Below are 23,132 nucleotides of genomic sequence, written 5' to 3' on the forward strand. Positions count from 1 at the left end.
AGTGTTGTACAGGAAATGCCCGCCAGACCATGTCTTGACGCGGCAGTACTTTATTATCGCTAATGTCATAACAACAACGCGCACGATTGCTGACCTTGGGGTCAGTAGAGGGCGACGCTGTCCGGCCCCTCGCGTTCCCCGCGCTCCGCTGCCGCCAGCGGCAGCTGCAGCCGCAATTCGGTGCCCTGCCCCGCGCCGGCGACGATGTCGAGGCGGCCGCCTGCCAGCAGCGCGCGCTCGTGCATGCCGGTCAGGCCCCAATGACCCGGCTTCCCGGCCTTCGTCACATCGCCGTCGATCCCGATACCGTCATCGCGCACGACCAGCGTGAGCTGCCGGGCAGCCTGGCCCAGCACCATCCCGACATGCCGGGCGGCGCCATGGCGGCAGGCGTTGCGCAGGGCTTCCTCCGCGATCCGGGCGCAGGTTTCGGCGAGTTCGCCATCCACATGGGGCGGCTCGCCCTCCACCGTGAAGGCGATCTCCTGCTTGTATTCGGCGCCGATGCGTGCCGCCAGGCCGGCCAGCATGGGCGCCAGGTCGACGCCGGTCCTGTCTCCCGCCCTGAGACCGTGCACCCGGTCGCGCGCCTCGGCGACCAGGCCCCGTGCCCGCGCCAGGGCGGCGTCCAGTCTTGCGCGCAAGGCCTCCTGCGCCGTCGACTGCGCCGCCGCGTCGAAGATGAAGATCAGCCCCTGCACGCCCTGCAGCAGCGTATCGTGCAGCTCGCGGGCGATGCGCTCGCGCTCGGCCTGGCGCGTACGCTCGATCGCCAGCAGGCGGCGTGCCTGCACATGCAGGCGATAGCGGTACAGTCCCCACAGCAGGGCCGCGGCCAGCAAGGCGCAGGCGGCCCGGAACCAGGCCGTCTGGGTCAGACTGGGCGTGACCTGCACCGACAGCGGATCGCTCTGCGGCCCTGCCACCCCGTCGCCGTTCAGCGCCTGCGCAACGAAGCGGTAGCTGCCGGGCGGCAGGCCGGTGTAGGTCGCTTCGGTATCGGCGCCGGCCTGCTGCCAGTCGCGGTCGTATCCTTCGAGGCGGTAGCGGTAGCGGATCCGTTCCGGCATCGACAGCGCCGGCGACGCAAACGCAAAGCTCATGCGGCCGGGCGCCGGCGGCAGCACCAGCGACGGCCCGGCATCGTGCACCTTGCCGTCGACGGCGACGCGCAACAGGCTGGTCTTGTGCGGCTTCGGATCGGGCGCGATGTGCGCCGGATCGAGCCAGGACACGCCGGCCGCCGTCGACATCCAGATGCGCCCGTCCGCCGCGCGCGCCATCGTGCCCACGTTGAGGATCCCGGAGCGGTCGCGCAAGCCGTCGCGCTCGTCGAAGATGCGCGCCCGGCCGGCGGCGTCGAGGCGGACGACGCCCGCCGCGCCGTTCAGCCACAAGCCGCCCGGCCCGGCCACGGCGCCGCTCAAGCCGCCGAGGGCCTGCGCCGGCCTGGCTGCGACCGGCCGGAAGCGCGTGCCGTCGAAACGCGCCAGGCCATCGGCGCCGCCGGCCAGCACGCTGCCGCCGTATTCGGTCAGCAGCGCCACCTTGCCGACCTCGAGCCCCTGCTCCTTGCCGAAGCTGCGCGTGCGCTCGCCGTCGAGCACGACGACCTGGTTGTCGATGTAGCCGAACCAGACGCGCCCGCGGCTGTCGGCGAGCATCGACAAGGGCGTCTTTTCTCCCTGCCGCGGCAGCATGGCCGGCCGTTCCCACCTGCCGTCGCGGTAACGCCAGGCGCCGCCGCCGATCGCGGACATCCACACGCTGCCATCGGCGCCCTGGGCCAGCGCATGGATCTTGCCGATCGGGCTGAACCTGGGCGGCAGCCTTACCTCTTCGAGCACGCGCAGGCCGTCGGCGCTGCGCCGGGTCAGCCCGGCCAGGCCGCCGATCCACAGGTCCCCGCGCAAGCCCGGCGCCAGGACGTCCCCGACCGTTCCCGGCAGCCGCTCCATGGCGCGATCGTGCCGGAGCCGCCACGCCCGTTCGCCATCGGTCGCCACCACGCCCGTCCCTGGCGCGGGCGCCAGGTTGGCCCTGCTCTCGATTGCGCCCTTCACCTGCACGATATTGGTTGCCCGGAAGCGGTCGATACCGGCGTTGGTGCCGACCCAGATATTTCCGTCGCCGTCCTCGAACAGGCAATGGATGGTGCGTCCGGACAGCCCTTGCGCGGTGCCGAAGGATTCGGCGCCGGGCGCATGGTACCGGCCGGGCAATGCGGCCGCACGCGCCGGGTCGGCAATCCGGTTCAGGCTGCGGTCGTCGTCGTACCACAAGGCGCCGGAGCGGTCGACCAGCATGCTGCCGGTGACCGGGCCACGCTGCCGCGCGATCCACGGGTGGTCGAGGCGCTCGTAGTCCTGCAGGCGGTCGACGATGCGGATGCCGCGTTTTTCGAGCAGGAAGAGCGGGCCGGCGCTGCCATCGGCGTTGCGGCGCTGCAGGAAGGGCTGGCGCATATCGAGCTTGCCGACCGGGCCGGTGAAGCGCTGCGCACCCGGTTCGCGCAGGAACAGGCCCAGTTCGCTGAGCACCGCGACGGTGCCGTCGGCCGCGACGAACACCGAGGACGCCTTGCGCGCGCCGAAGCCCTGCTCCTTGCCAATGCGCTTCCAGGCATACCCGTCGAACCAGGCCAGGCCGTCCAGCCCGGCGGCCCACAAGCCGGGACCGTCGACGGCGAAACCCCAGATCGATCCATGCGGCAGGCCATCGTCGGCGCTCCAGTTGCGTACCGCGCCATCGCGCAGGTGGCTGATGCCGCCGGTGCGCCAGCCTATCCACAGGCCGCCGCCGGGATCGGCCTGCAGGGTGTACACGTCGGTGTCGGGAAAGCGCTGCGCAAACGCCGGACGCACCTGTTCGAAGCGCTTGCCGTCGAAGCGGAACAGTCCGCGCGGGGTGCCGAGCCACAGCCAGCCGTCGGCGGTCTGGGCGAATGCCGATACCCGCTCCGGCGCGCCGTTGCGCTCGGTCCAGGCGGTGTGCTCGCGCTGCGCCAGCGTGCGCGCCAGGTCCGCCGCGCCGGCCGCCTGCGCCGCCGCCAGCAGGCACCACAGGAAGACGAGCAGCAAGACAGGCAGGCAGCGTTGGGTACGGCGCTGGCGGATCGGTAGCGGCGGAGAAATCGGCATGGGAAGCGATGGAACGGTTGGACGGCTGTCGGGCTGTAAAGATGATACCAGCTGGGCTGCAGCGGTCTCCAGCGGCAGCGGCCGGGCAAGCCGTGCGCTGCGCGGCGCGCAATCGAGGCACCATGCCCAGTTACGAGCTCATCCCACCATGCCTGCGCGCCAGCGGGAGCGGCATACAGGCATTCCACCAAAGGACGGATACGATGAAACAGAAGAATCTCCGCGTCGTCATCACCGGCGCATCGAGCGGCATCGGCGCCGCCACCGCGATCGCTTTCGCCAGGCAGGGCGCGCGCCTGGTGCTCGGCGCACGCGGCAAGGCGGGCCTGGAAGACATCGCCTGGCGCTGCCGCGAAGCCGGCGGCATGGTCGAGACCGGGGTGGTCGACGTCACCGACGCCGCCGCCGTCGGCCGCTTCGCCGCCAAGGCGCACGACACCCTGGGCGAGATCGACCTCTGGTTCAGCGACGTCGGCATCGGCGTGGTCGGCAAGTACCACGACGTCCCGCTCGACGACCACCGGCGCGTGGTCGAGACCAACCTGCTCAGCCACATGCACGACGCACACGCCGTGCTGCCGATCTTCCGGCGCCAGGGCCACGGCATCTGGGTCAACATGATCTCGGCCGGCGGCTTCATCGCTTCGCCGTATGCGGCGGCCTACTCGGCCAGCAAGTTCGGCCTGCGCGGCTTCAGCGAAGCCTTGCGCGGCGAGCTGCGCGACCAGCCCCGCATCCACATCTGCGACGTGTACCCGACCTTCGTCGACACGCCCGGCTTCGAGCATGCGGGCAATTACACGGGTGCGCGCCTGTCCTACCCGCCCGGCGTGCTGGACCCGGAAACCGTGGCCGATGCGGTCGTCAAGCTGGCCAGCAAGCCGCGCGCCACCACCGTGATCGGCGCGCCGGCGTCGATGCTGAAGCTGGGCGAACTGGCGTCGCCGGCCACGACCTCGCTGATGGGCCGCTTCCTCGATGCGTGGAGCCGCCGTGCCGACCGCACCGGGAATACCACCGGCAGCATGTACAAGCCGCCGCGCAGCGCGGACGGCATCCGCAGCCACGGACTGCGGCCGCAGCCGCAGGGGCACGCGAAGCTGGCCTTGGGCGCGGCGCTGGTGGCGGCCGTGGTCGGGGTGCAGCTGGCGCGGCGGCGGTCCTGAGCTAGGCTCTTGTCGAAGCGCCCGTGCCTGCCGCTGGCGGCAGGGGCGCAGGTTCGGCCTTGCTGTCTACCACCAGCACGCCTGTCTGCGGTTTGCTTGCCTGCTTCTGCTGCACGACCTGCACCGCGACGGCGCGTCCGTCGACGACGGGTTTCGGGTGGCGAAAATTGAACACGGCATGCCTTGGGGTTGAGTGAATGTCAACGCAAAGGTAGTCATGATGCTCGGCTTTTCAAGGTTTTGCTTTTGTAGGGTGGGCTCTTGAGCCCACGCGGTGCAGGGTATGCATTGCGCTACGGTGTGCATAGGCACGACAGCGTGGGCTCGAGAGCCCACCCTACGAAAGGCAAAACGCCGCAGCCCTTAGGGCTGATCGCCCACCTGCCACCCGCCACCCAGCGCCTGGATCAGCGACACCGCCACGGTCTGGCGATCCGCCTGCACCTGCAGCAGCGAGCGGCGCGCGTTCAGCGCCGTCACCTGGGCCTGCACCACTTCCGTATAGCTCACCTGCCCCGCCTTGTACTGGTTCAGGATCTGCTGCTCGACCAGATTGGCCGCTTCGGCGGCTTCGCGCCGCAGTTGCTGCTGCTGGGCCAGCACGCGCGTGGCCGTCAACTGGTCCTCGACGTCGGCGAATGCCGTCAACACGGTCTGGCGGTAGCGCGCCACGGCGGCCTGCTGGCGCGCCTCGGCACTTGCCACGGCGGCGCGGGTGGCGCCCGCATTGAAGATGCTTTGCGCCGCCGACAGGCCGAAGGACCAGGCCGCGCTCGACGCCGAGAACAGGTCCCCTACGCGACTGCCCACCGTGCCGCCGGACGCTGACAGGCCGATGTTCGGGAAGTAGGCGGCGCGTGCGATGCCGATGTCGGCATTCGCGGCGGCGACGTCGCGTTCGGCGGCGGCGATGTCCGGACGGCGCTGCAGCAGCGTCGACGGCACGCCGACCGGCACGTCCGGCACCTTCACACGCCAGTCCGGCAGCGGCGCCAGCGTGAAGTCGGCCGGCGCCTTGCCGAGCAGGATCGCGATCGCGTGCTCGGCCTGGGCGCGCTGGCGCACCAGGGTCAGTTCGTCGTTGCGGGCATTCGCCAGCTGGGTCTGGGCCTGCAGCACATCGGTGCGCGCGACGATGCCGACATTGAAGCGGTTCTGGGTGATCTGCAGCACGCGCTCGTAGCCGGCAATCGTGTCCGCCAGCAGTGCGCGCGTGGCATCGAGCTCGCGCACGGTGAAGTAGTTGGCGGCCAGTTCGCCTTGGGCCGAGAGGCGCGCGCTGGCCAGGTCCGCCGCCGTCGCTTCGGCGCTGGCCTGGGCCCCCGTTACGCCGGCACGCAGGCGGCCCCAGACGTCGGGCTCCCAGCTGCCGCCCAGGTTCAGGCGGTACGCATTGTCCGCGCCCTGTCCGCGCACGCCGGAACGGTCGCCGCTCAGGCTCAGGTTCAGCGAGGGGAACAACGCCGCGCGCTGCTGCGCCACCAGGGCGCGCGCCTGCGCGTAATTCGCCACCGCCACCGCCACGTTCTGGTTCGAGACCTCGACTCCGGCCGCCAGTTCGTTCAGGACCGGGTCGTCGAACAGCTGCCACCACGGCCCGCGTTCGAGCGTATCCGCTGGCGCGGCCGGCACCCAGCCGGCCAGTTCCTTGAAGGCCGCCGGTTCCGGCACGCTCGGACGTTCGTAGGCGGGGCCGACGCTGCAAGCAGCCAGGCTGGCGGCGAACATCAACAGGGACAGGCGGAGGAGCTTCGGTTCACGCATAGAGTTACTCATTTCGATGGGGTCGGGACGGCATCTTCTTCTTCGAGCGGATGGCGGGTCAGCTCGCGTTCTTCGGGGGTGCGGCGGCGCAGCTTGTCCATCAGGACGTAGACCACCGGCGTGGTCAGGAGCGTCAGCAGCTGGCTGGCGATCAGGCCGCCGATGATGGCGATGCCGAGCGGCTGGCGCAATTCCGAACCTTCACCGAAGCCGATCGCCAGCGGCAGCGCGCCCAGCGCCGCGGCCAGGGTCGTCATCAGGATCGGGCGGAAGCGCAGCAGGCAGGCTTCGCGCACGGCTTCCACCGCGTTCAGGCCGCGCGCGCGCTCGGCTTCGAGCGCGAAGTCGATGATCAGGATCGCGTTCTTTTTCACGATGCCGATCAGCAGGAAGACGCCGATCAGGGCGATGATGGAAAACTCCATGTTGAACAGCAGCAGCGCCAGCACCGCGCCCACGCCGGCCGACGGCAGGGTCGACAGCACGGTCACCGGGTGCACCAGGCTTTCGTACAGGATGCCGAGCACGATGTAGATGACCACGATCGCCGCCAAAATCAGGAGCGGCTGTTCCTTGTTCGACTCTTGCGCCGCGCGCGCCGTGCCCTCGAAGCTGCCGCGCACGTTGGACGGCATGGCGATGTCGGCTTCGGCCTGGCGCACTGCCGCCTGGCCGTCGGCCAGATTGAAACCTTCGGCCAGGTTGAACGAGACGGTGGTCGCCAGTTCGCCGTCCTGGTGGTTCACCGAAGTCGGCGTCGCGCTTTCGGCGAAGCTGGCGATGGCCGACAGCGGCACCATGTTGGCGGCCGTGCTGGACAGGGCCGAGCCGCTGGACGCATCGCGCGTGGCGGTGAGGCTGGAAGCCGGCGTCGGCGTGCCGTTGGCGCTGATGGCGCCGGTGGCCGAGACACCGGAGCCGGTCGAGATCGATGCGGCCGATGCCGTCGACGTACCACTGCTGCTGCCGGTTCCGGTCGCCCGCGCCGGCACGTACACATCCTTCAACGCCTCCGGCGACTGCGCATACTTCTGCGCCACGCCCATGATCACATGGTACTGGTTCAGCTCATCGTAGATGTTCGCCACCTGGCGCTGGCCGAAGTTGTTGTACAGGGCATTGTCGACGTCGCGCGTGCTGATGCCCAGGCGCGCGGCGCTCTCCTTGTCGATCGTGACGTACATCTCGACGCCGTTCTCGGCCTGGTCGGTGTCCACGTCCACCAATGCCTTCTGGGCCTTCATGGCGTCGGCCAGCTTGGCCGCCCACACCTTCAGGTCGCTGCTGCTGTCGCTTTTCAGCGTGTACTGGTAAGTCGAGTTCGACGACCGCCCGCCCATGCGCAAGTCCTGCACCGGGTTCAGGAACAGCGACACGCCGGTGACTTTCGCCAGTTGCGGGCGCAGGCGCGCGATCACGGCCTGGCCCTTCACGTCGCGCTTGGACGCCGGCTTCAGGTTGATGAACATGAAGCCGCCCCCTGCCCTGCCGCCGCCGGTGAAGCCGACCACCGTGTCCACGGCCGGATCGCGCTTGATGATGTTCACCAGCTGGCGCATCTTGGCCTGCATCGCCTGGAAGGAAATGCTCTGGTCGGCGCGGATGCCGCCGTTGATCTGGCCCGTGTCCTGCTGCGGGAAGAAGCCCTTCGGCGCCGCCGCGAACAAATACACGTTCAGGGCCACGACAAAGGCAAGGATCAGCATCACCAGGCCGCGGCTGGCCAGTGCCCAGTCGAGCGCATGTTCGTAGGTCTTCAGCAGGCGGTTGAAGCCATTCTCCGACCAGCGCGCCAGGCGGCCGGGCGGACGCTCGATGGTATGGCCCTTCTTGAGCAGCCAGGCGCACATCATCGGCGTGGTGGTCAGCGAGATCACCAGCGAGATCATCACCGCGCTTGATAAGGTCACGGCGAATTCGCGGAACAGGCGGCCCACCTGCCCGCCCATGAACAGCAGCGGAATGAAGACCGCCACCAGCGACAGGCTGATCGACAGCACCGTGAAGCCGACCTCGCGCGCGCCCAGCAGCGCCGCCTGCATGCGGTCCATCCCCTTTTCGATGTGGCGCGCGGTGTTTTCCAGCACCACGATGGCGTCGTCGACCACGAAGCCGGTGGCCACCGTGAGCGCCATCAGCGACAGGTTGTTGAGCGAAAAGCCCAGCATCCACATGACGCCGAAGGTGCCGAGCAGCGAGACCACGGTGGCCACCGCCGGGATCACGGTGGCGCGCACGCTGCGCAGGAACACGCTCACCACCAGCACCACCAGCAGGATCGAAATGAGCAGGGTGAACTCGATCTCGTGCAGCGAGGAGCGGATCGAATTCGTACGGTCCGAGGCCACCTGCAGCGTGATGTCGCCCGGCAGCTGGGCCTGCAGCGTCGGCAGCAGGTCGCGCACGCCGTCCACGGTTTCGATCACGTTGGCCGCCGGTTGGCGCGTGATCAGCACGATCACCGCCGGTTCGCCGTTGAACAGGCCGAGGGTGTTGATGTTTTCCGGGCCGTCGATGACGTCGGCAACGTCGGAAAGGCGCACCGCCGCCTCGTTGCGCCAGGCGACCACCAGATCGCGGTAGTCGGCGGCGCTGCGGCCATTCGTCGGCGTGTCGGCCTGCGAATAGATCTGCAGGCGGTTGCCGCTGCCCTCGATGGCGCCTTTCGGGCGGTTCGGGTTGCTGGCCTGGATGGCGGCGCGCACGTCTTCGGCCGACACGCCCAGCTTGTTGAGCGCGTAGGGATTGAGTTCCACGCGCACGGCCGGCAGCGAGCCGCCGCCGATCTCGACTTCGCCCACGCCCGGTACCTGGGCCAGGCGCTGCTGGATGATGTTCGAGACCGCGTCGTAGATCTGGCCGGGGCTGCGCGTCTTCGAGGTGAGCGCCAGGATGATCACCGGCGCGTCCGACGGGTTCACCTTGCGGTAGGTCGGGTTGCTGCGCAGGGTAGACGGCAGGTCGGCACGCGAGGCGCTGATCGCGGCCTGCACTTCGCGCGCGGCCGAGTCGATCTTGCGGTTCAGTTCGAACTGCAGGTTGATGCGGGTCGAGCCGTTGCCCGAGTTCGAGGTCATCTCGTTGACGCCGGCGATCACGCCGAGGCGCCGTTCGAGCGGCGTGGCGACGCTGCTGGCCATGGTCTCCGGGCTGGCGCCAGGCAAGGACGCCGACACCGAGATGGCCGGGAAGTCGACCTGCGGCAGCGGCGACACCGGCAGCACGAAGAAGGCGGCAATCCCCGCCAGCGCCAGGCCGAGCGTCAGGAGGACGGTCGCGATCGGGCGCTGGACGAAGGGCTTCGACAAATTCATGCGCCGACCTCTTTCGGCTTGGCCGGGGCTTTACCCGACCAGCGGCGCGCGGTGCGATCGAACGCCAGGTAGATCACAGGCGTCGTGAACAGCGTGAGCAGCTGGCTGACGATCAGGCCGCCGAAGATGGCCAGGCCCAGCGGCCTGCGCAGCTCGGCGCCCTCGCCCCAGCCGAACATCAGCGGCACGGCGGCGAACAGCGCGGCCAGGGTCGTCATCAGGATCGGGCGGAAGCGCAGCAGCGCCGCCTGGCGGATGGCGTCGACCGGCGACTTGCCCTGATCGCGCTCGGCCTCGATGGCGAAGTCGATCATCATGATCGCGTTCTTTTTCACGATGCCGATCAGGAGGATGATGCCGATGATGCCGATCACGCCCAAACCTTGTCCCGTGACCCACAGCGCCAGCAGCGCGCCGACGCCGGCCGACGGCAGGGTCGAGAGGATGGTCAGCGGGTGGATGTAGCTCTCGTACAGCACGCCCAGCACGATGTAGACGCAGACCACCGCCGCCAGGATCAGCCAGAGCTGGTTCGACAGCGATTTTTCGTAAGCGCCGGAAGCGCCGAGGAAGGTCAGCGTCACCGCCGGCGGCAGCTTGATCGCGTCGGCCGCGGTGCGGATCGCATCCACCGCCTGGCCCAGCGAGGCGCCATTCGCGGTGTCGAAGCCGATGGTGGTGGCCGGGTACTGCGCCACGTGGGTCACCTGCAGCGGCGCTTCCTCCTCGCGGATGGTGGCCACGGCCGACAGCGGCGTCGGCTCGCCGGAACCGGTGCGCAGTTGCAGGCGCCCCAGGCTGGCCAGCGACATCGCCTCGTCCTGCTGGGCTTCCAGGATCACGCGGTACTGGTTGGTTTCGGTGAAGATGGTCGAGACGATGCGCTGGCCGTAGGCGCTGTACAGGGCGTCGTCGATGGCCGACGCCGTGATGTTCAGGCGCGAGGCGGTGTCGCGGTCGATGTGGACCACGGCGGCCGCTCCCATGGCGCCGGCATCGGTGGTGACGTTGCGCAGCTGCTTCTGCTTGCCCATCTTCGCCACCAGCTTGCGCGCCCACTCGGTGACGGTGGCGTTGTCGGCGCCCTCCAGCGACACGCGGTACTGGGTCGGGCCGCTCTCGGCGTCGATGGTGAGATCCTGGGTCGGCTGCAGGTAGAGCGTGAGGCCGGCCACGTTGGCCACGCGGTTCTTCAGGCGCGTCATGATCTCGTCGATGTCGCCGTCACGGTCGCGCTTCAGGTTGATCAGCATGGTGCCGGCGTGCAGCATGGTGTTGTTGGCGGCGTCGACGCCGACGTTCGAGGCCAGCGATTCGACGGCCGGATCGGCCAGGATCTCTTTCGCCGCGGCCTGCTGCATCTCGGCCATGCGCGCATACGAGATCGCCAGGCGCGCTTCCACGCGCGCCTGCAGCTGGCCCGTGTCCTGGATCGGGAACAGGCCTTTCGGGATCACCACCCACAGCAGCGCGGTGAGCGCCAGCGTGGCCAGCGCCACAATGAGCGTTAAGCCCTGGCGTGCCAGCACCCACTCCAAACCGCGGTCGTACTTGGCGATCACGCGATCGAAGAAGGCCTGGGTTTTCACGGCGAACCTGCTCGGCTTTTCTTCTTCATGGCTGCGCAGCCAGCGCGCCGACATCATCGGCACCAGGGTCAGCGACACCACGCCGGAAATCAGGATGGTGATGGCGAGTGTCACCGCGAATTCGCGGAACAGGCGGCCGACCACGTCGCCCATGAACAGCAGCGGGATCAGCACGGCGATCAGCGACACCGTCAGCGAGATGATGGTAAAGCCGATCTGGGCCGCGCCCTTGATGGCGGCGGCCATCGGCTTTTCGCCTTCTTCGATGTAGCGCGCGATGTTCTCGATCATGACGATCGCATCGTCGACCACGAAGCCGGTGGCGATCGTCAGCGCCATCAGCGACAGATTATTCAGGCTATACCCGAGCAAATACATCACGCCGAAGGAACCGATCAGCGAGATCGGCACGGCCAGGCTGGCGATCACCGTGGCGCGGATGCTGTGCAGGAAGGCGAAGATCACCAGCACCACCAGCACCACGGCCAGCAGCAGCTCGATCTGCACGTGCTCGACCGAGGCGCGGATGCCGGTGGTGCGGTCGCTCAGCACGTCCAGGCGCAGCGATGCCGGCAGGCCGGCCTGCAGCTCGGGCAGGCGTTCCTTGATGGCGTCCACCGTTGCGATGACGTTGGCGCCGGGCTGGCGCTGCACGTTCAGGATGATCGCCGGTTTCAGGTTGGCCCAGGCGCCGAGGCGCACGTTTTCCGCGCTGTCGACGACTTGCGCCACGTTTTCCAGGCGTACCGGCGCGCCGTTGCGGTAGGCGACGATCAGGTTCTTGTAATCGGGGACGGTGACCAGCTGGTCGTTGGCGTTGATGGCGTAGGCGCGCGAAGGACCATCGAAGCTGCCCTTGGCGCTGTTGGCGTTGGCCGCCGTGATCGCGGTGCGCAGCGAGTCCAGGCCCAGGCCATAGGAAGCGAGCGCCTCGGTATCGGCCTGGATGCGCACGGCAGGACGCTGGCCGCCCGACAGCGACACCAGGCCCACGCCCGAGACCTGGCTGATCTTCAGCGCCAGGCGGGTGTTGACCAAATTCTGCACTTCGGTCAGCGGGATGGTGTCGGAAGTGATCGCCAGGGTCAGCACCGGCGCGTCGGCCGGATTGACCTTGGCGTAGACCGGCGGCGCCGGCAAATCGGCCGGCAGCAGCGAGCCGCCGGCATTGATCGCGGCCTGCACTTCCTGCTCGGCCACGTCCAGCGTCTGGCCGAGGCCGAACTGCAGCGTGATCACCGAGACGCCGGCGGCGCTGGTCGAACTCATGCGGCTCAAGCCCGACATCTGGCCGAACTGGCGCTCCAGCGGCGCGGTGACGGTGCGCGACATGACCTCGGGACTGGCGCCCGGGTACAGGGTCTGCACCTGGATGGTCGGGAAGTCGACCTGCGGCAGCGCCGACAGGGGCAGGAATTTATAGCCGACCAGGCCGGCCAGCACGATCGCCAGCATCAGGAGGGCCGTGGCGACCGGGCGGCGGATGAATGGGCCGGATGGACTCATGGTGCTACCTCGTATGCATCACGCACCGCGCGAACGCCAACGTGCGCTGAACGCGTGGACGGGAAACCCGTCCACCCTACGGAAATCCTCATTGCGCGCTTCCTTCACGCTGGCGGCGTGGGCGCTCGCCCTGCGCACCTTGCGCACCTTGCGTACCGCGCTGGCCCTGGGCGCCCTTCGGACGCTCGCCAGGCAGCGTCACCTTGGCGCCATCCTTCAGGCGGTCGGCGCCTTCGGTGATCACGCGCTCGCCCGGCTTCAGGCCTTCGAGCACCTGGATTTTGTCGACGGTTGCCTGGCCGCGCTTCACGGTGCGCATCGCCACCGTTTTGGTCCCCTCGTTCAGCACGAACACGAAGTCGCCATTCGCGCCGTGGCGCAACGCGTTCACCGGCACCACCACCGCGTTCTCGATGGTGCGCACCTGCAGGCGCAGGTTCACGAACTGGCTCGGGAACAGCTTGTTGTCCTTGTTCTCGAAACGGGCCTTGGCGCGCACGGTACCGGTCTGCACATCCACCTGGTTGTCGAGCGCGGCGAAGCGGCCCTGGGCCAGCTCGTTGGTGCGGGTGCGGTCCAGCGCCACGGCCGGCAGCGTCGCATTCGCCACGATGCGGCTCTGCAGCTCGGGCACGCCGTCCTGCGGCACCGCGAATTCGACGTCGATCGGCGAGAACTGGGTGATCACGGCGATGCCGTTGGCGTCGCCGCTGCCGACCAGGTTACCGATGTCCACGGTGCGCAGGCCGACACGGCCGGCGATCGGCGCCTTCACCTGCGTGTAGCTGAGGTTTAGGCGCGCCTGGTTTTCGGCGGCGCGGTCGGTGGTGATGGTGCCTTCGAGCTGCTTGACCAGCGCGGCCTGGGTATCGACTTCCTGGCGCGCGATCGAGTCCTGTTCCAGCAGGGTGCGGTAGCGCGACAGGGTCAGGCGCGCGCTTTCCAGCTGGGCTTCGTCGCGCTGGCGCTGGCCGGTGGCCTGCAGCAGCGCGATCTCGAAGGTGCGCGGGTCGATCGTGGCCAGCACCTGGCCGGCGCGCACGACTTGGCCTTCGGTGAAGTTGATCTTTTGCAGGACGCCCGAGACTTGCGGCCGCACCGTGGCCACCGCTGCCGGCACCACCGTGCCCAGGGCCTCCAGCGTGACCGGCAGATCGACCTGCTCGGCAGTGGCGACGCCGACCGTGGTGGCCGGTCCGCCGCGTCCCCCGCCCGGACCGCCCGGCCCGCGCGCGCCTGCGCCGCCCGGCGCCCCGCCCTGCCGTGCGCCAGCCGCGCCGGGACCGCCCGCGCCTTCCGGCGTGCGATGCGTCAGGTACCAGGCCAGGGCGCCCAGGGCGACCATGGCCAGGATGGCGACAATGCTGCCGACGAGGCGGCTGCGCCGCGGACGTGGCTGAGGCTGGGGCTGGGGCTGGGGCTGAGTGAGAGCTGGCTTGTTGGGCGAGACGGGAGAATCCATGCTGTTCCTTGTTGTACTGGCTGCTGACAAACGCACAATATAGTCAGCTTGGAATGTAGCATGGAGCGCCGCAACTTAATGTTTCGTAACGTACATAGAACAGTGTCCAGAATCCTGTTGCGCAGTACCTGGCACGGCGGTCTTTACACCGTTTAACACCATAGGACGAAAGAAGTGTACAGATGAACGAAAACGGGCGCTGGAATCGCCAGCGCCCGTCCCGGGAATTTGTAACAGCGCTTACAAACTTGCTACATCGCTCAAGGCATCAAGGCAGTTCGCACAGGCAGTGCGTGACCGCGGCGAACGGCTTCTTGCCATCGGCCAGTTCGTTCAGCCAGCCCAGGTCTTTCGCCACGCCGGCCACCGCGCCCGCCGGCACGGCGTCCGGCAGCATGCCCAGCTTGACCTGGATGTTGACGGCGGTCTGCGCCGAGGCGCCCATCATCTCCAGGAAGCGCTCGAACTTCGTGCCAGGACGCTCGACGTACGAAACGCGGAAGTCGTCGCCCAGCTTGGCGCGCTTGGCGGCCGAGCGCAGGGCGTCGCCGTAGCTGCCCAGGGTGTCGACCAGGCCGCGTTCCTTGGCCTGGGCGCCGGTCCAGACGCGGCCCTGCCCCACTTCGTCGATCTTCGCGGCGCTGGTCTTGCGCGCCACGGCGGCCTTGGTGGTGAACTCTTTATAGACGTTGTTGATGCTGTACTGGATCAGCTGGGTGAAGCGCGGGTCCATCGGGCGCAGCGGATTGTAGGCGTCGGCCAGCCAGGTGGTGGTGTAGCCGCCGGTGCGCACGCCCAGCTTGTCGGCCACCTTGTCGGCGGTCGGCAGGATCGCGAACACGCCGATCGAACCGGTGATGGTGGCCGGGTCGGCGATGACTTCGTCGGCCGCCATCGAGATCCAGTAGCCGCCGGATGCGGCGACGTTGCCCATCGAGACCACGACCGGCTTGCCGGCCGCGCGCGTCAGCTCCAGCTCGCGCCGGATCAGTTCCGAGGCGTAGGCGCTGCCGCCAGGCGAATCGACGCGCAGCACCACGGCCTTCACCTGGTCGTCCTCGCGCGCCTGGCGGATCTGGTTGGCGGTGGAGATGCCGCCGACCACGCCCGGGCCGCCATGGCCGTCGACGATCTCGCCTTCGGCCACGATCACGCCGACAGCGTCACCCAGCACCGGGCGCGGATTGCGGCCCAGGTAGTCATTGAACGAGACCTGGCGGAAGGAGTCGATCGAACTGTCGAAGGCGCCGCGCTTGATCATCATGGCGCGCACTTCGTCCTTGGTCTTGATGCCGTCCACCAGCTTCTGGTTCAGGGCCACCTGGGCGGCGCTGCCGCCGGCCGCTTCCATCAATTGCGGCAGCTGGTCGATGCCGCGTGCGACCGAACCGGCCGCCAGCTTGCGGTTCTTCTCGACGGCGGCGGTGTAGTTGTTCCACAGGTCGCCGTACAGATAGGTGTCGGCTTCCAGCGCCGCCTGCGACGGTGCATTCGAGATGTACGGCTCGGCCGCGCTCTTGTAGGTGCCGACCTTGATCAGGTTGACCGTCACGCCCAGTTTGTCGAGGGCGTCGCGGTAGTAGTTGCGGTGGCGGCCGAAGCCCTCGATCATCACCATGCCCATCGGGTGCACGTAGACCTCGTTGGCGTGCGAGGCCAGCAGGTAGCGCTTCTGGTCGTACATCCCGCCCCAGGCCACCACGCGCTTGCCGGCCGCCTTGACGCGGTCGATGGCGGCGCCGATTTCGCGCAGCTGGGCCAGGCCGCCGCCGTCCATCTCGTCGAGCAGCAGCACCACGCTGGTGATGTTGTCGTCCTTGGCGGCCGCGTCGAGCACGGTCAGCAGGTCGCGCAGCTGGATGGTGCGGCGGGTTTCGCCGCCGACGTTCGCCAGCAGGGCGTCGCCGAAGCTGCCGCTGTTCTGCTCGGCCAGGTCGCCGCGCAGCTCCAGCACCAGCGCCGTCTTGGCGACCAACGGCTTGGCGCCGCCGCTGAAGATGGCGATCAACAGCAGGACCACGATCAGCAGGAAGAACATGTTCAGCACGAACCGGCGCGTGGCGTCGAGGCCGCGCCAGAGCATGCCGATACCGCGGCGCAGGGAAGACAGGGGCTTGAAAGACATCGGAACTCCGCTAGTAGGGTTGGACGTGATGCAATTGGCTATGCTTTGGAACGCTAGGCCGCCAGCGCCGTCTTGTTCATCGTCTCTTTTTGCGAGATCGCGAACAAACCGGCGAATACGAGTATGCCATTCAGGATCAACAGTTCAAGGCCCAGGCGATAATTGCCCAGTAGATACTGTTGATAGTGCTCAAGTAGCGCGCAAAGAATCGGTGCACCGATCGTCACGTAGGGAACGAGGCGGTCGGTCAGCGTGCGGCGCGTGAGCATGCCGAAGGCGAACAGCCCGAGCAGCGGGCCATAGGTATAGGCCGCCAGCTTCAGGATGATCACGATCATGCTCGGCTCGTCGATCCACTTGAAACCCATCACCAGCACCAGGAACAGCGCGGCGAAGCCGAGGTGGACGTGGCGGCGCAGCTGTTCCTGCTTCTCGACGCTCAGGTCGGGGCGGCGCTTGATGCCGAGGATGTCGATGCAGAAGGTCGAGGTCAATGCGGTAATCGCCCCGTCGGCGCTCGGGAACAGGGCCGAGACCAGCGCGATCAGGAAGATGATCTGCACCGCTGCCGGCAAGTGCCCCATCACCACGGCCGGGAAGATCTTGTCGCCGCCGGCCAGCACGCCGACGGTGGGCGCGTACAAATACAGCAGGCCGCCCAGGAACAGGAAGCTCGACAGCACGACCACCAGCACCGCGGTCAGGCTCAGCAGGTTCTTTTGCGAGTCCCTCAGGGTTTTCACGGAAATTGTTTTCTGCATCATTTCCTGGTCCATGCCGGTCATGGTCAGCACGATGAAGATGCCGGCGACGATCTGCTTCAGCCAGAAGTTGGGGCTGTCGAAATCGGTGGTGAAGATGCGCGCCAGGCCTTGCGACTGCATCGCGTCCAGGCTTTGCGTCACCGACATGCCCATCTGGTCGAGCAGGAACCAGACGCAGGCGAACAGGCCGAACAGCATGCAGGTGGTCTGCAGGGTGTCGGTCCAGACGATGGTCTTCACGCCGCCCTGGTAGGTGTACATCAGGATCATGCCGAGGATCACCAGCGTGGTCAGCCAGAACGGAATGCCCAGGCTGTCGAGGATGATGGCTTGCAGGATGTTCACCACCAGATACAGTCGCGCGGTCGAACCCAGCAGGCGCGAGATGATGAAGAAGCCCGCTCCGCTCTGGTAGGCGCGGCGGCCCAGGCGTACGTCCAGATAATGATAAATTGACGTGAGTTTCAGGCGGTAATAGAGCGGGAGCAGGATGTAGGCGACGGCGATGTAGCCGATCACATAGCCGATCAGGATCTGGCCATAGCCGAAGGCATCCTTGCCGACCGCGCCCGGCACGCTGATGAAGGTGGCGCCGGACAGCGTGGTGCCGACCATGCCGAAGGCGACCAGCATCCAGTTGCTGCTTTTGTTACCGATGAAGAAGCTGTCGTTGTTGGCGTTGCGGGAGGTCGCCCAGGCGACGCCGAGCAGGAGCGCGAAGTAGCCGATCAGGATGCAGAACAGTAGAGCCGGTGACATGTAAATCCGAGGTGTTGTCGTTTCGCCCAGCAATATACACCCAGAACAGTCGGCCGGTCACCCTGGAATTGATGGTCGTTTTCGGGCCGCGGCGGTCGATCACCGGTTTTTCGTAGGGTGGGCTCTCGAGTCCACCTGGTACCGCGCGCGATTGATCGATCAGCTCGCAACGATCGATGCCGCGTGCATGCAAATGGTGATACCGCGTGGGCAGAAGTGCCCCGCGCGGCGCGGCCCACCCTACGTCATCACGCCTCTTCGCCCTCGACCCGCTCGAACGGCCCGATACACGCCTCCATCGACTCGTCCGTACACATCAGGAACAAGCCGCCCGAGGGATGGAAGCGCACGAAATTGGTCGCCTGCGCGCCGACCTTCATGATCTCGCCGGAACAATCCTTCTTGCCGTTGTCCTTCACGATGCGGTCTTCGAGTTTGTAGAAGCCCTTTTCGCTGGGCTTGTCGGGAATGCGGTATTCGCTTTCCGACACTTCCTCGGCGCTGGTGACGAGCGTAGTGCCGTCGCCGCGGAAGCGGTAGGTTTCGGAGCAGCGCAGGGAAGGCAGCGAGAGCTTCCAGATGCCGAGGATGGGGTGGGATGGCGCCGGCGCGGGCGGCGCGCTGGATGCAACAGGGGCGGCGGCAAGAAGAAGGAGCGTCGACAATCCGGCAAGGACACGCATGGCATTTCACCTCGTGCGAACAGGTTGGACCGCAGCACGCGCGCCGGGTTGCCCCGGCGGCGTGGACCGTGCTGTGGCCGCGCCCTGCCCTGCGCCCGTCGGCGCCGGCCCGGACTCAGGCGCCTTCGGCCTTCGGCTTGGCCGGACGGCGGCTGCGCGCGGCCGGCTTGCGGGCCGGGGCCTTGTGCGCGGGCTTGGCCGACTTCTTGCGCGCGGGCTTGGCGCTGTCGGCCGCCCCCTCGCCCGCCTCCGCTTCCACAGCATGGTCTTCATTCTCGCCGATCGCGCGATTTGCTGCTTCCGGCAAGAGTGCGCCCAGTGCTTCGGCGGCGGCGCCTTCGGCTGGAGGCAGGTCGGCAGGCGCTGGAGCGGCATCCTGGGCGACGCCGACCGGCGCCAGTTCGGCTGCGGCGGCATCGCCTTCGGCGCCGGCAGCGGCCTTTTTGGCGGCCGGCTTGCGCGGCGTGCGGCGGCGTTCCTTGAGCGGCTTGGCGGGGGCTTCCTCGGCAACCGGCGCGGCTTCGGCTTCGGCTTCGGGTGCGGCAGCGACAGCTTCCGCAGCAGCATCGGCCGCGGCCTCGGCGGCAAGCGGTTCGGCCGACGCGGCCTCAGGCCATGCCTGCGCGCCCGCTTCCAGCTGGCCGAGTTCGTCCGGGGTCACGGCCACCACAGGCACCTCGTTGCGCGACGAACCCTTGCGGCCACGGCCGCCACGGCGGCGGCCTTCGCCACGGGTTTCTTCCGCTGCCGGGGCAGGTGCCGATGCAAGTGTCTCGCCGGCCTGCGCGGACAGGTCGAGCGCCGCCGCTTCGGCCGCAGGCGCCGCTTCCGCCGGTGCAGCCGCGCTGCTGCGGTAGACATAGGTCCCCGACTTTTCGTCGCGGCCGAATTCGAACAGGCCGCGCATCTGGGCTTCTTCCAGCAGGTTGCCGAAGGTGCGGAAACCGTAATACACCTCGGAAAATTCCGGACGGCGGCGCTTCAGGGTGTCCTTCAGCAGCGAAGCCCAGATCTTGCCGGTGTCGCCGCGTTCGGACACCAGGGCGTCGAAGGTCTCGACCACCATTTCCAGGGCCTGCGTCTTGCGCGCCTCGAGTTCTTCCTTGCGCTTGTCGTCGCTCGGGCGCTTCGATTGCGGCTGGGCCTTGCGTTCGTCACGTTTTGCAGCGGCGCGGCGCACTTCGCGCACCAGGTCGTCGTAGAAGATGAATTCGTCGCAGTTGGCCACCAGCAGGTCGGAGGTCGACTGCTTCACGCCCACGCCGATCACCTGCTTGGCGTTTTCGCGCAGTTTCGAGACCAGCGGCGAAAAGTCGGAGTCGCCGCTGATGATGACGAAGGTGTTCACGTGCGACTTGGTGTAGCAGAGGTCGAGGGCGTCGACCACCAGGCGAATGTCGGCCGAATTCTTGCCGGACTGGCGCACGTGCGGGATCTCGATCAGCTCGAAGTTCGCTTCGTGCATGGTCGACTTGAAGCCCTTGTAGCGGTCCCAGTCGCAATAGGCTTTCTTGACCACGATGCTGCCCTTCAGGAGCAGGCGCTCGAGGACAGGCTTGATATCGAATTTCTCGTAGTTCGCATCGCGCACGCCGAGAGCGACGTTCTCGAAGTCGCAGAACACGGCCATGCTGATGTTGTCGGAAGATGAAGCCATGAATTGTTGATTTCTAAAAATTAATGATTAGCTTCGCGGATTATACGCACAACAAGCCCGCTTTCCGCACGCATGTCAAACCAGCCGCGTCCGCAAATATTTTCCGGGGTTTAACGAAAATTTCACATCCATCCCGCTACACTCGCCGTCGAGCAGGAATTCCACTCGTCATACAACCTTCGATCCGAGTCCGCATGAACCAGCCGCAGTACCTCGTCCGCCCTCCCGCCGTCGCCGCCAGCCGCACGCAATCGTGCCTGCGCATGCCGGCCTGATCCCGCCTTCGCGCTGCCACCACCATGCCGTTCCGCGTCGATGAACGCGCCTCGCGCGCGCCCCTGCCCCTGCGCCTGCGCCAGGCCTTGTCCCTGGTCCTGCCCCTGCTGCTGCCCTTCCTGGCCGTGCTGGCCGCGATCAACGCCGGCCACGCCGGCACCCGCGCACTGCAAATGCTGGTGCTGGCCCTGCCGGGCCTGTTCTGGCTCTGGTGGCCGATGCGCACCGCGGGCCGGCGCCGGCTCCAGGGCTGGCTCTGCCTGCTCATGGGCCTGGCCTTCGTGCTCGACGGCGCCGTCCGCGCCTTCCTGCTCTCGACCTACGATGCCTTGCCGGACAGCGCGATGGTGCTGAGCGCCGTGGCCAACACCACGCGCGCCGAATCGCAGGAGTTCGCCAGCATGTACTGGCGCGACATGCTCGAATGGTCGCTGTTCGCCCTGCTCTGTGCAGGCGTGCTGGCCTGGGGCATGCGTCTCTGGTGGCGCAAGCCGCCGCGCCTGCCCGAGCCGCGCGGCTGGCGCATCGCGCTGGCGGTCCCGGTGCTGGCCCTGATCCTGGGTTCGCTGGTGAGCAGCCCCTGGCGCCGCCACCATCCGGCGCTGTTCTGGCCGCACTGGGTCCAGGCCATCGGCGACCTGCACCACCAGTGGGGCGAGCTGGAAGGCCAGCGCCAGCGCCTGCTGGCGGCGGCGCGGCGCCTGGCGCCGACCCTGGCCGAGGACAGCCCGGACACCCTGGTGCTGGTCATCAGCGAAAGCCTGAACCGCAACAACATGAGCAGCTACGGCTACGCCCGCCCGACCTCGCCGAAGCTGTTCGCGCGCCAGCGCGAGCTGGGCGAGCGCATGGAAGTGTTCCGCCATGCGTGGTCGGTGAACGCCACCACCGTGCCGGCCCTGCGCAACTTCTTCTACTTCGGCACGCCCGAGACCAAGGAGCGCGGGCACCTGCTGGCGCTGGCGCGCGCGGCCGGCTACCGCACCTGGTGGATCACCAACCAGGACGACCTCGCCATCGAGCAGGAACATGCGCGCCTGGCCAACACCGTCGAGGCATTGAACCGCAAGCCGGGACGCGGCGCCGAAGCGCTCGACGAACACGTGCTGCCGGTGCTGCGCAGCGCGCTGGCGGACCCGGCGCCGCGCAAGCTGATCGTGATCCACATGCTGGGCCTGCACCCGAACTACGCGTCGCGCCACCCGGCCAGCGTCCAGCCCTTCCTCGACGCCGCCGACGGCGTCGATGCCCGCCTGCGCCACGACGGCCGCCCGGCCTGGCTGCGCGCCAAGCGCAACGAGTACGACTCCGCGCTGCGCTACCACGACCAGACCGTGGCGGCCACGCTCGACCTGAGCCGCCACGCGCCGGGCAGGCAGACCTGGGTCTACCTGTCGGACCACGGCCAGGAAGTCGGCCACACGACCGACCGCGCCGGCCATAGCCCGAGCACGCCCGACGGCTACCGGATTCCGCTGATGGTGTGGAGCTCCTACCAGGACACGGCGCCGGGATCGGCCCTGAGCCTGCCGGTGCGCGGCGACTGGCTGGCCTACAGCCTCACCAACCTGCTCGGCATCGAGTGGAAAGGCGACCTGCCGGGCCAGGACGTGTTCGACCCGCGCTACCGCTGGCAGCCGCCGCGGCTGCCGGTGCGGATCGACTTCAACTCTTAAACGCGCGCCATCGTCGCCGGATCGGCTTCGCCATCGAAGAAGATGTCGAGGCAGGTCTGGAACACGGCTTCGTCGGGCGCGACGTCGGCGAACAGCGTCATCGAGGAATGGAACTTGCGGTCGTCCGGGCTGCCGAAGATCGCGCCGATCTCGCGGTCGGCATGGGTGGCGACCAGGCGCGCGCATTCGCGCAGGCGCGGCCCCAGCACCGGGTGGGCCAGGTAGGCGGCGGCTTCGTCTTCCGAGCCGATCGCATACCTGCGCGTCATCTCGCTGCTGCCCAGCCCCTCGATCTGCGGGAAGATGAACCACATCCAATGCGTGTGCTTGTGGCCGGTGCGCAGTTCGGCCAGCACGTCGGAATAGACCGGGTCTTGCGCGGCAACGAAACGGTCGAGGTTGAAATCGGTATCCATGGCAGTCTCCCAGTAGTTTTAATGCTACATCTTCTGAAAGATTTGCTAAAGTCCCGCCACGATGAAACCCGAACACCTGTCCGTGCTGCTGACCCGCGAGATGCCCTACGGTAAATACGAAGGCCGCAAGATCGCCGACCTGCCCGGCCACTACCTCGGCTGGTTCGCGCGCGAGGGCTTTCCGCGCGGCGAACTGGGCGAACTGCTGGCCCTGATGTACGAGCTCGACCATAACGACCTGCGCGGGCTGCTCGATCCGCTGCGCCAGGGCCGGCGCACCTGACCTATAGTCATGCGCTAGCGTCAGGCCCGGCTCAGGCGTGTACCGACACCGTACGCGCTTCGTTATAATTGCTCCTGCTTAATGCTTTCCGAAACCGTATGCAGACCGACATCTCCAGCGCCAACGCCAGCATCCTCGTCGTCGAGGACGACGAACACATTTCCCAGGTCCTGCGCTTCATGCTGGAACGCCAGGGTTACCAGGTCACCCACATGGCCGACGGCCGCGCCGCCAGCGACCATATCGCCGCCAACGGCCCGCCGGGCCTGGTGCTGCTCGACGTGATGCTGCCCTATGTCGACGGCTTCGAGATCGTGGCCCTGATCCGCGCCCAGGCGGCCTGGCGCGAAGTGCCGGTGCTGATGCTGACCGCGAAGAACACCGAGCGCGATACCGTGCGCGCCCTCGATGCCGGCGCCAACGACTTCGTCATCAAGCCCTTCCAGCCCCAGGAACTGCTGGCGCGCGTGCGCCGCTTCCTGCGGCCCGCCGCCTGACGCCGCTGCCGCCAGCGACCAGCGACCAGCGACCAGCGACCAGCATCCTCGAACG

14 protein-coding genes are annotated in these 23,132 nt (G+C 67.7%); 4 read left to right on the forward strand and 10 right to left on the reverse strand.

What is annotated here, in order from left to right; all coding sequences use genetic code 11:
- Positions 1-101 precede the first annotated feature (101 nt).
- Positions 102-3,140, reverse strand: a complete 3,039-nt coding sequence (locus QPK31_RS10895; protein ID WP_290422965.1) for a sensor histidine kinase — start codon at positions 3,138-3,140, stop codon at positions 102-104.
- 203 nt (positions 3,141-3,343) lie between these two features.
- On the opposite strand from QPK31_RS10895, the gene QPK31_RS10900 reads away from it, so the two are divergent.
- Positions 3,344-4,306 carry an SDR family oxidoreductase gene (locus QPK31_RS10900; RefSeq protein ID WP_290422966.1) on the forward strand — a complete coding sequence of 321 codons (963 nt, stop codon included), beginning with the start codon at positions 3,344-3,346 and terminating at the stop codon, positions 4,304-4,306.
- A gap of 363 nt (positions 4,307-4,669) precedes the next feature.
- On the opposite strand, the gene QPK31_RS10905 is transcribed toward QPK31_RS10900, so the two are convergent.
- The 8 genes from QPK31_RS10905 to QPK31_RS10940 form a co-directional block, all read right to left on the reverse strand.
- Complete coding sequence (locus QPK31_RS10905; RefSeq protein ID WP_290422967.1) at positions 4,670-6,070, reverse strand: efflux transporter outer membrane subunit; 1,401 nt, start codon at positions 6,068-6,070, stop codon at positions 4,670-4,672.
- A gap of 8 nt (positions 6,071-6,078) precedes the next feature.
- A complete protein-coding gene (locus QPK31_RS10910) occupies positions 6,079-9,384 on the reverse strand; it encodes an efflux RND transporter permease subunit (RefSeq protein WP_290422968.1) in 3,306 nt (1,101 codons plus the stop codon).
- Positions 9,381-12,479, reverse strand: a complete 3,099-nt coding sequence (locus QPK31_RS10915; protein ID WP_290422969.1) for an efflux RND transporter permease subunit — start codon at positions 12,477-12,479, stop codon at positions 9,381-9,383. The genes QPK31_RS10910 and QPK31_RS10915 overlap by 4 nt, the downstream gene beginning before the upstream one ends.
- Before the next feature lie 88 nt (positions 12,480-12,567).
- Positions 12,568-13,941: an efflux RND transporter periplasmic adaptor subunit gene (locus QPK31_RS10920; RefSeq protein ID WP_290422970.1), complete on the reverse strand. Its 1,374-nt coding sequence runs from the start codon at positions 13,939-13,941 to the stop codon at positions 12,568-12,570.
- A 268-nt stretch (positions 13,942-14,209) separates the two neighbouring features.
- Positions 14,210-16,066: a signal peptide peptidase SppA gene (sppA, locus tag QPK31_RS10925; protein ID WP_290422971.1), complete on the reverse strand. Its 1,857-nt coding sequence runs from the start codon at positions 16,064-16,066 to the stop codon at positions 14,210-14,212.
- A 53-nt stretch (positions 16,067-16,119) separates the two neighbouring features.
- Positions 16,120-17,589, reverse strand: coding sequence for a sodium:solute symporter (locus tag QPK31_RS10930; RefSeq protein ID WP_290422972.1), 1,470 nt, complete (start codon positions 17,587-17,589; stop codon positions 16,120-16,122).
- A gap of 248 nt (positions 17,590-17,837) precedes the next feature.
- The gene (locus tag QPK31_RS10935) at positions 17,838-18,272 is read right to left on the reverse strand and encodes a hypothetical protein (protein WP_290422973.1); all 435 of its coding nucleotides are present in this window, start codon (positions 18,270-18,272) and stop codon (positions 17,838-17,840) included.
- A gap of 115 nt (positions 18,273-18,387) precedes the next feature.
- Positions 18,388-19,929, reverse strand: a complete 1,542-nt coding sequence (locus tag QPK31_RS10940) for an NYN domain-containing protein (RefSeq protein ID WP_290422974.1) — start codon at positions 19,927-19,929, stop codon at positions 18,388-18,390.
- A 299-nt stretch (positions 19,930-20,228) separates the two neighbouring features.
- Between QPK31_RS10940 and QPK31_RS10945 the strand changes: the two genes are divergently transcribed.
- Complete coding sequence (locus QPK31_RS10945) at positions 20,229-21,881, forward strand: phosphoethanolamine transferase (RefSeq protein WP_290422975.1); 1,653 nt, start codon at positions 20,229-20,231, stop codon at positions 21,879-21,881.
- Here QPK31_RS10945 and QPK31_RS10950 read toward each other — a convergent pair.
- Positions 21,878-22,297: a DUF1810 domain-containing protein gene (locus tag QPK31_RS10950; RefSeq protein ID WP_290422976.1), complete on the reverse strand. Its 420-nt coding sequence runs from the start codon at positions 22,295-22,297 to the stop codon at positions 21,878-21,880. The genes QPK31_RS10945 and QPK31_RS10950 overlap by 4 nt on opposite strands.
- A gap of 61 nt (positions 22,298-22,358) precedes the next feature.
- On the opposite strand from QPK31_RS10950, the gene QPK31_RS10955 reads away from it, so the two are divergent.
- Together QPK31_RS10955 and QPK31_RS10960 are read left to right on the forward strand one after the other, a co-directional pair.
- Positions 22,359-22,580 (forward strand): DUF3820 family protein, encoded by a 222-nt coding sequence (locus tag QPK31_RS10955; RefSeq protein ID WP_290422977.1) that lies wholly within the window; start codon positions 22,359-22,361, stop codon positions 22,578-22,580.
- A gap of 98 nt (positions 22,581-22,678) precedes the next feature.
- Positions 22,679-23,077, forward strand: coding sequence for a response regulator transcription factor (locus tag QPK31_RS10960; protein ID WP_290422978.1), 399 nt, complete (start codon positions 22,679-22,681; stop codon positions 23,075-23,077).
- Positions 23,078-23,132 lie beyond the last annotated feature (55 nt).

This window comes from Massilia sp. YIM B02769 (assembly GCF_030411995.1).
GTDB lineage: Bacteria > Pseudomonadota > Gammaproteobacteria > Burkholderiales > Burkholderiaceae_D > Telluria.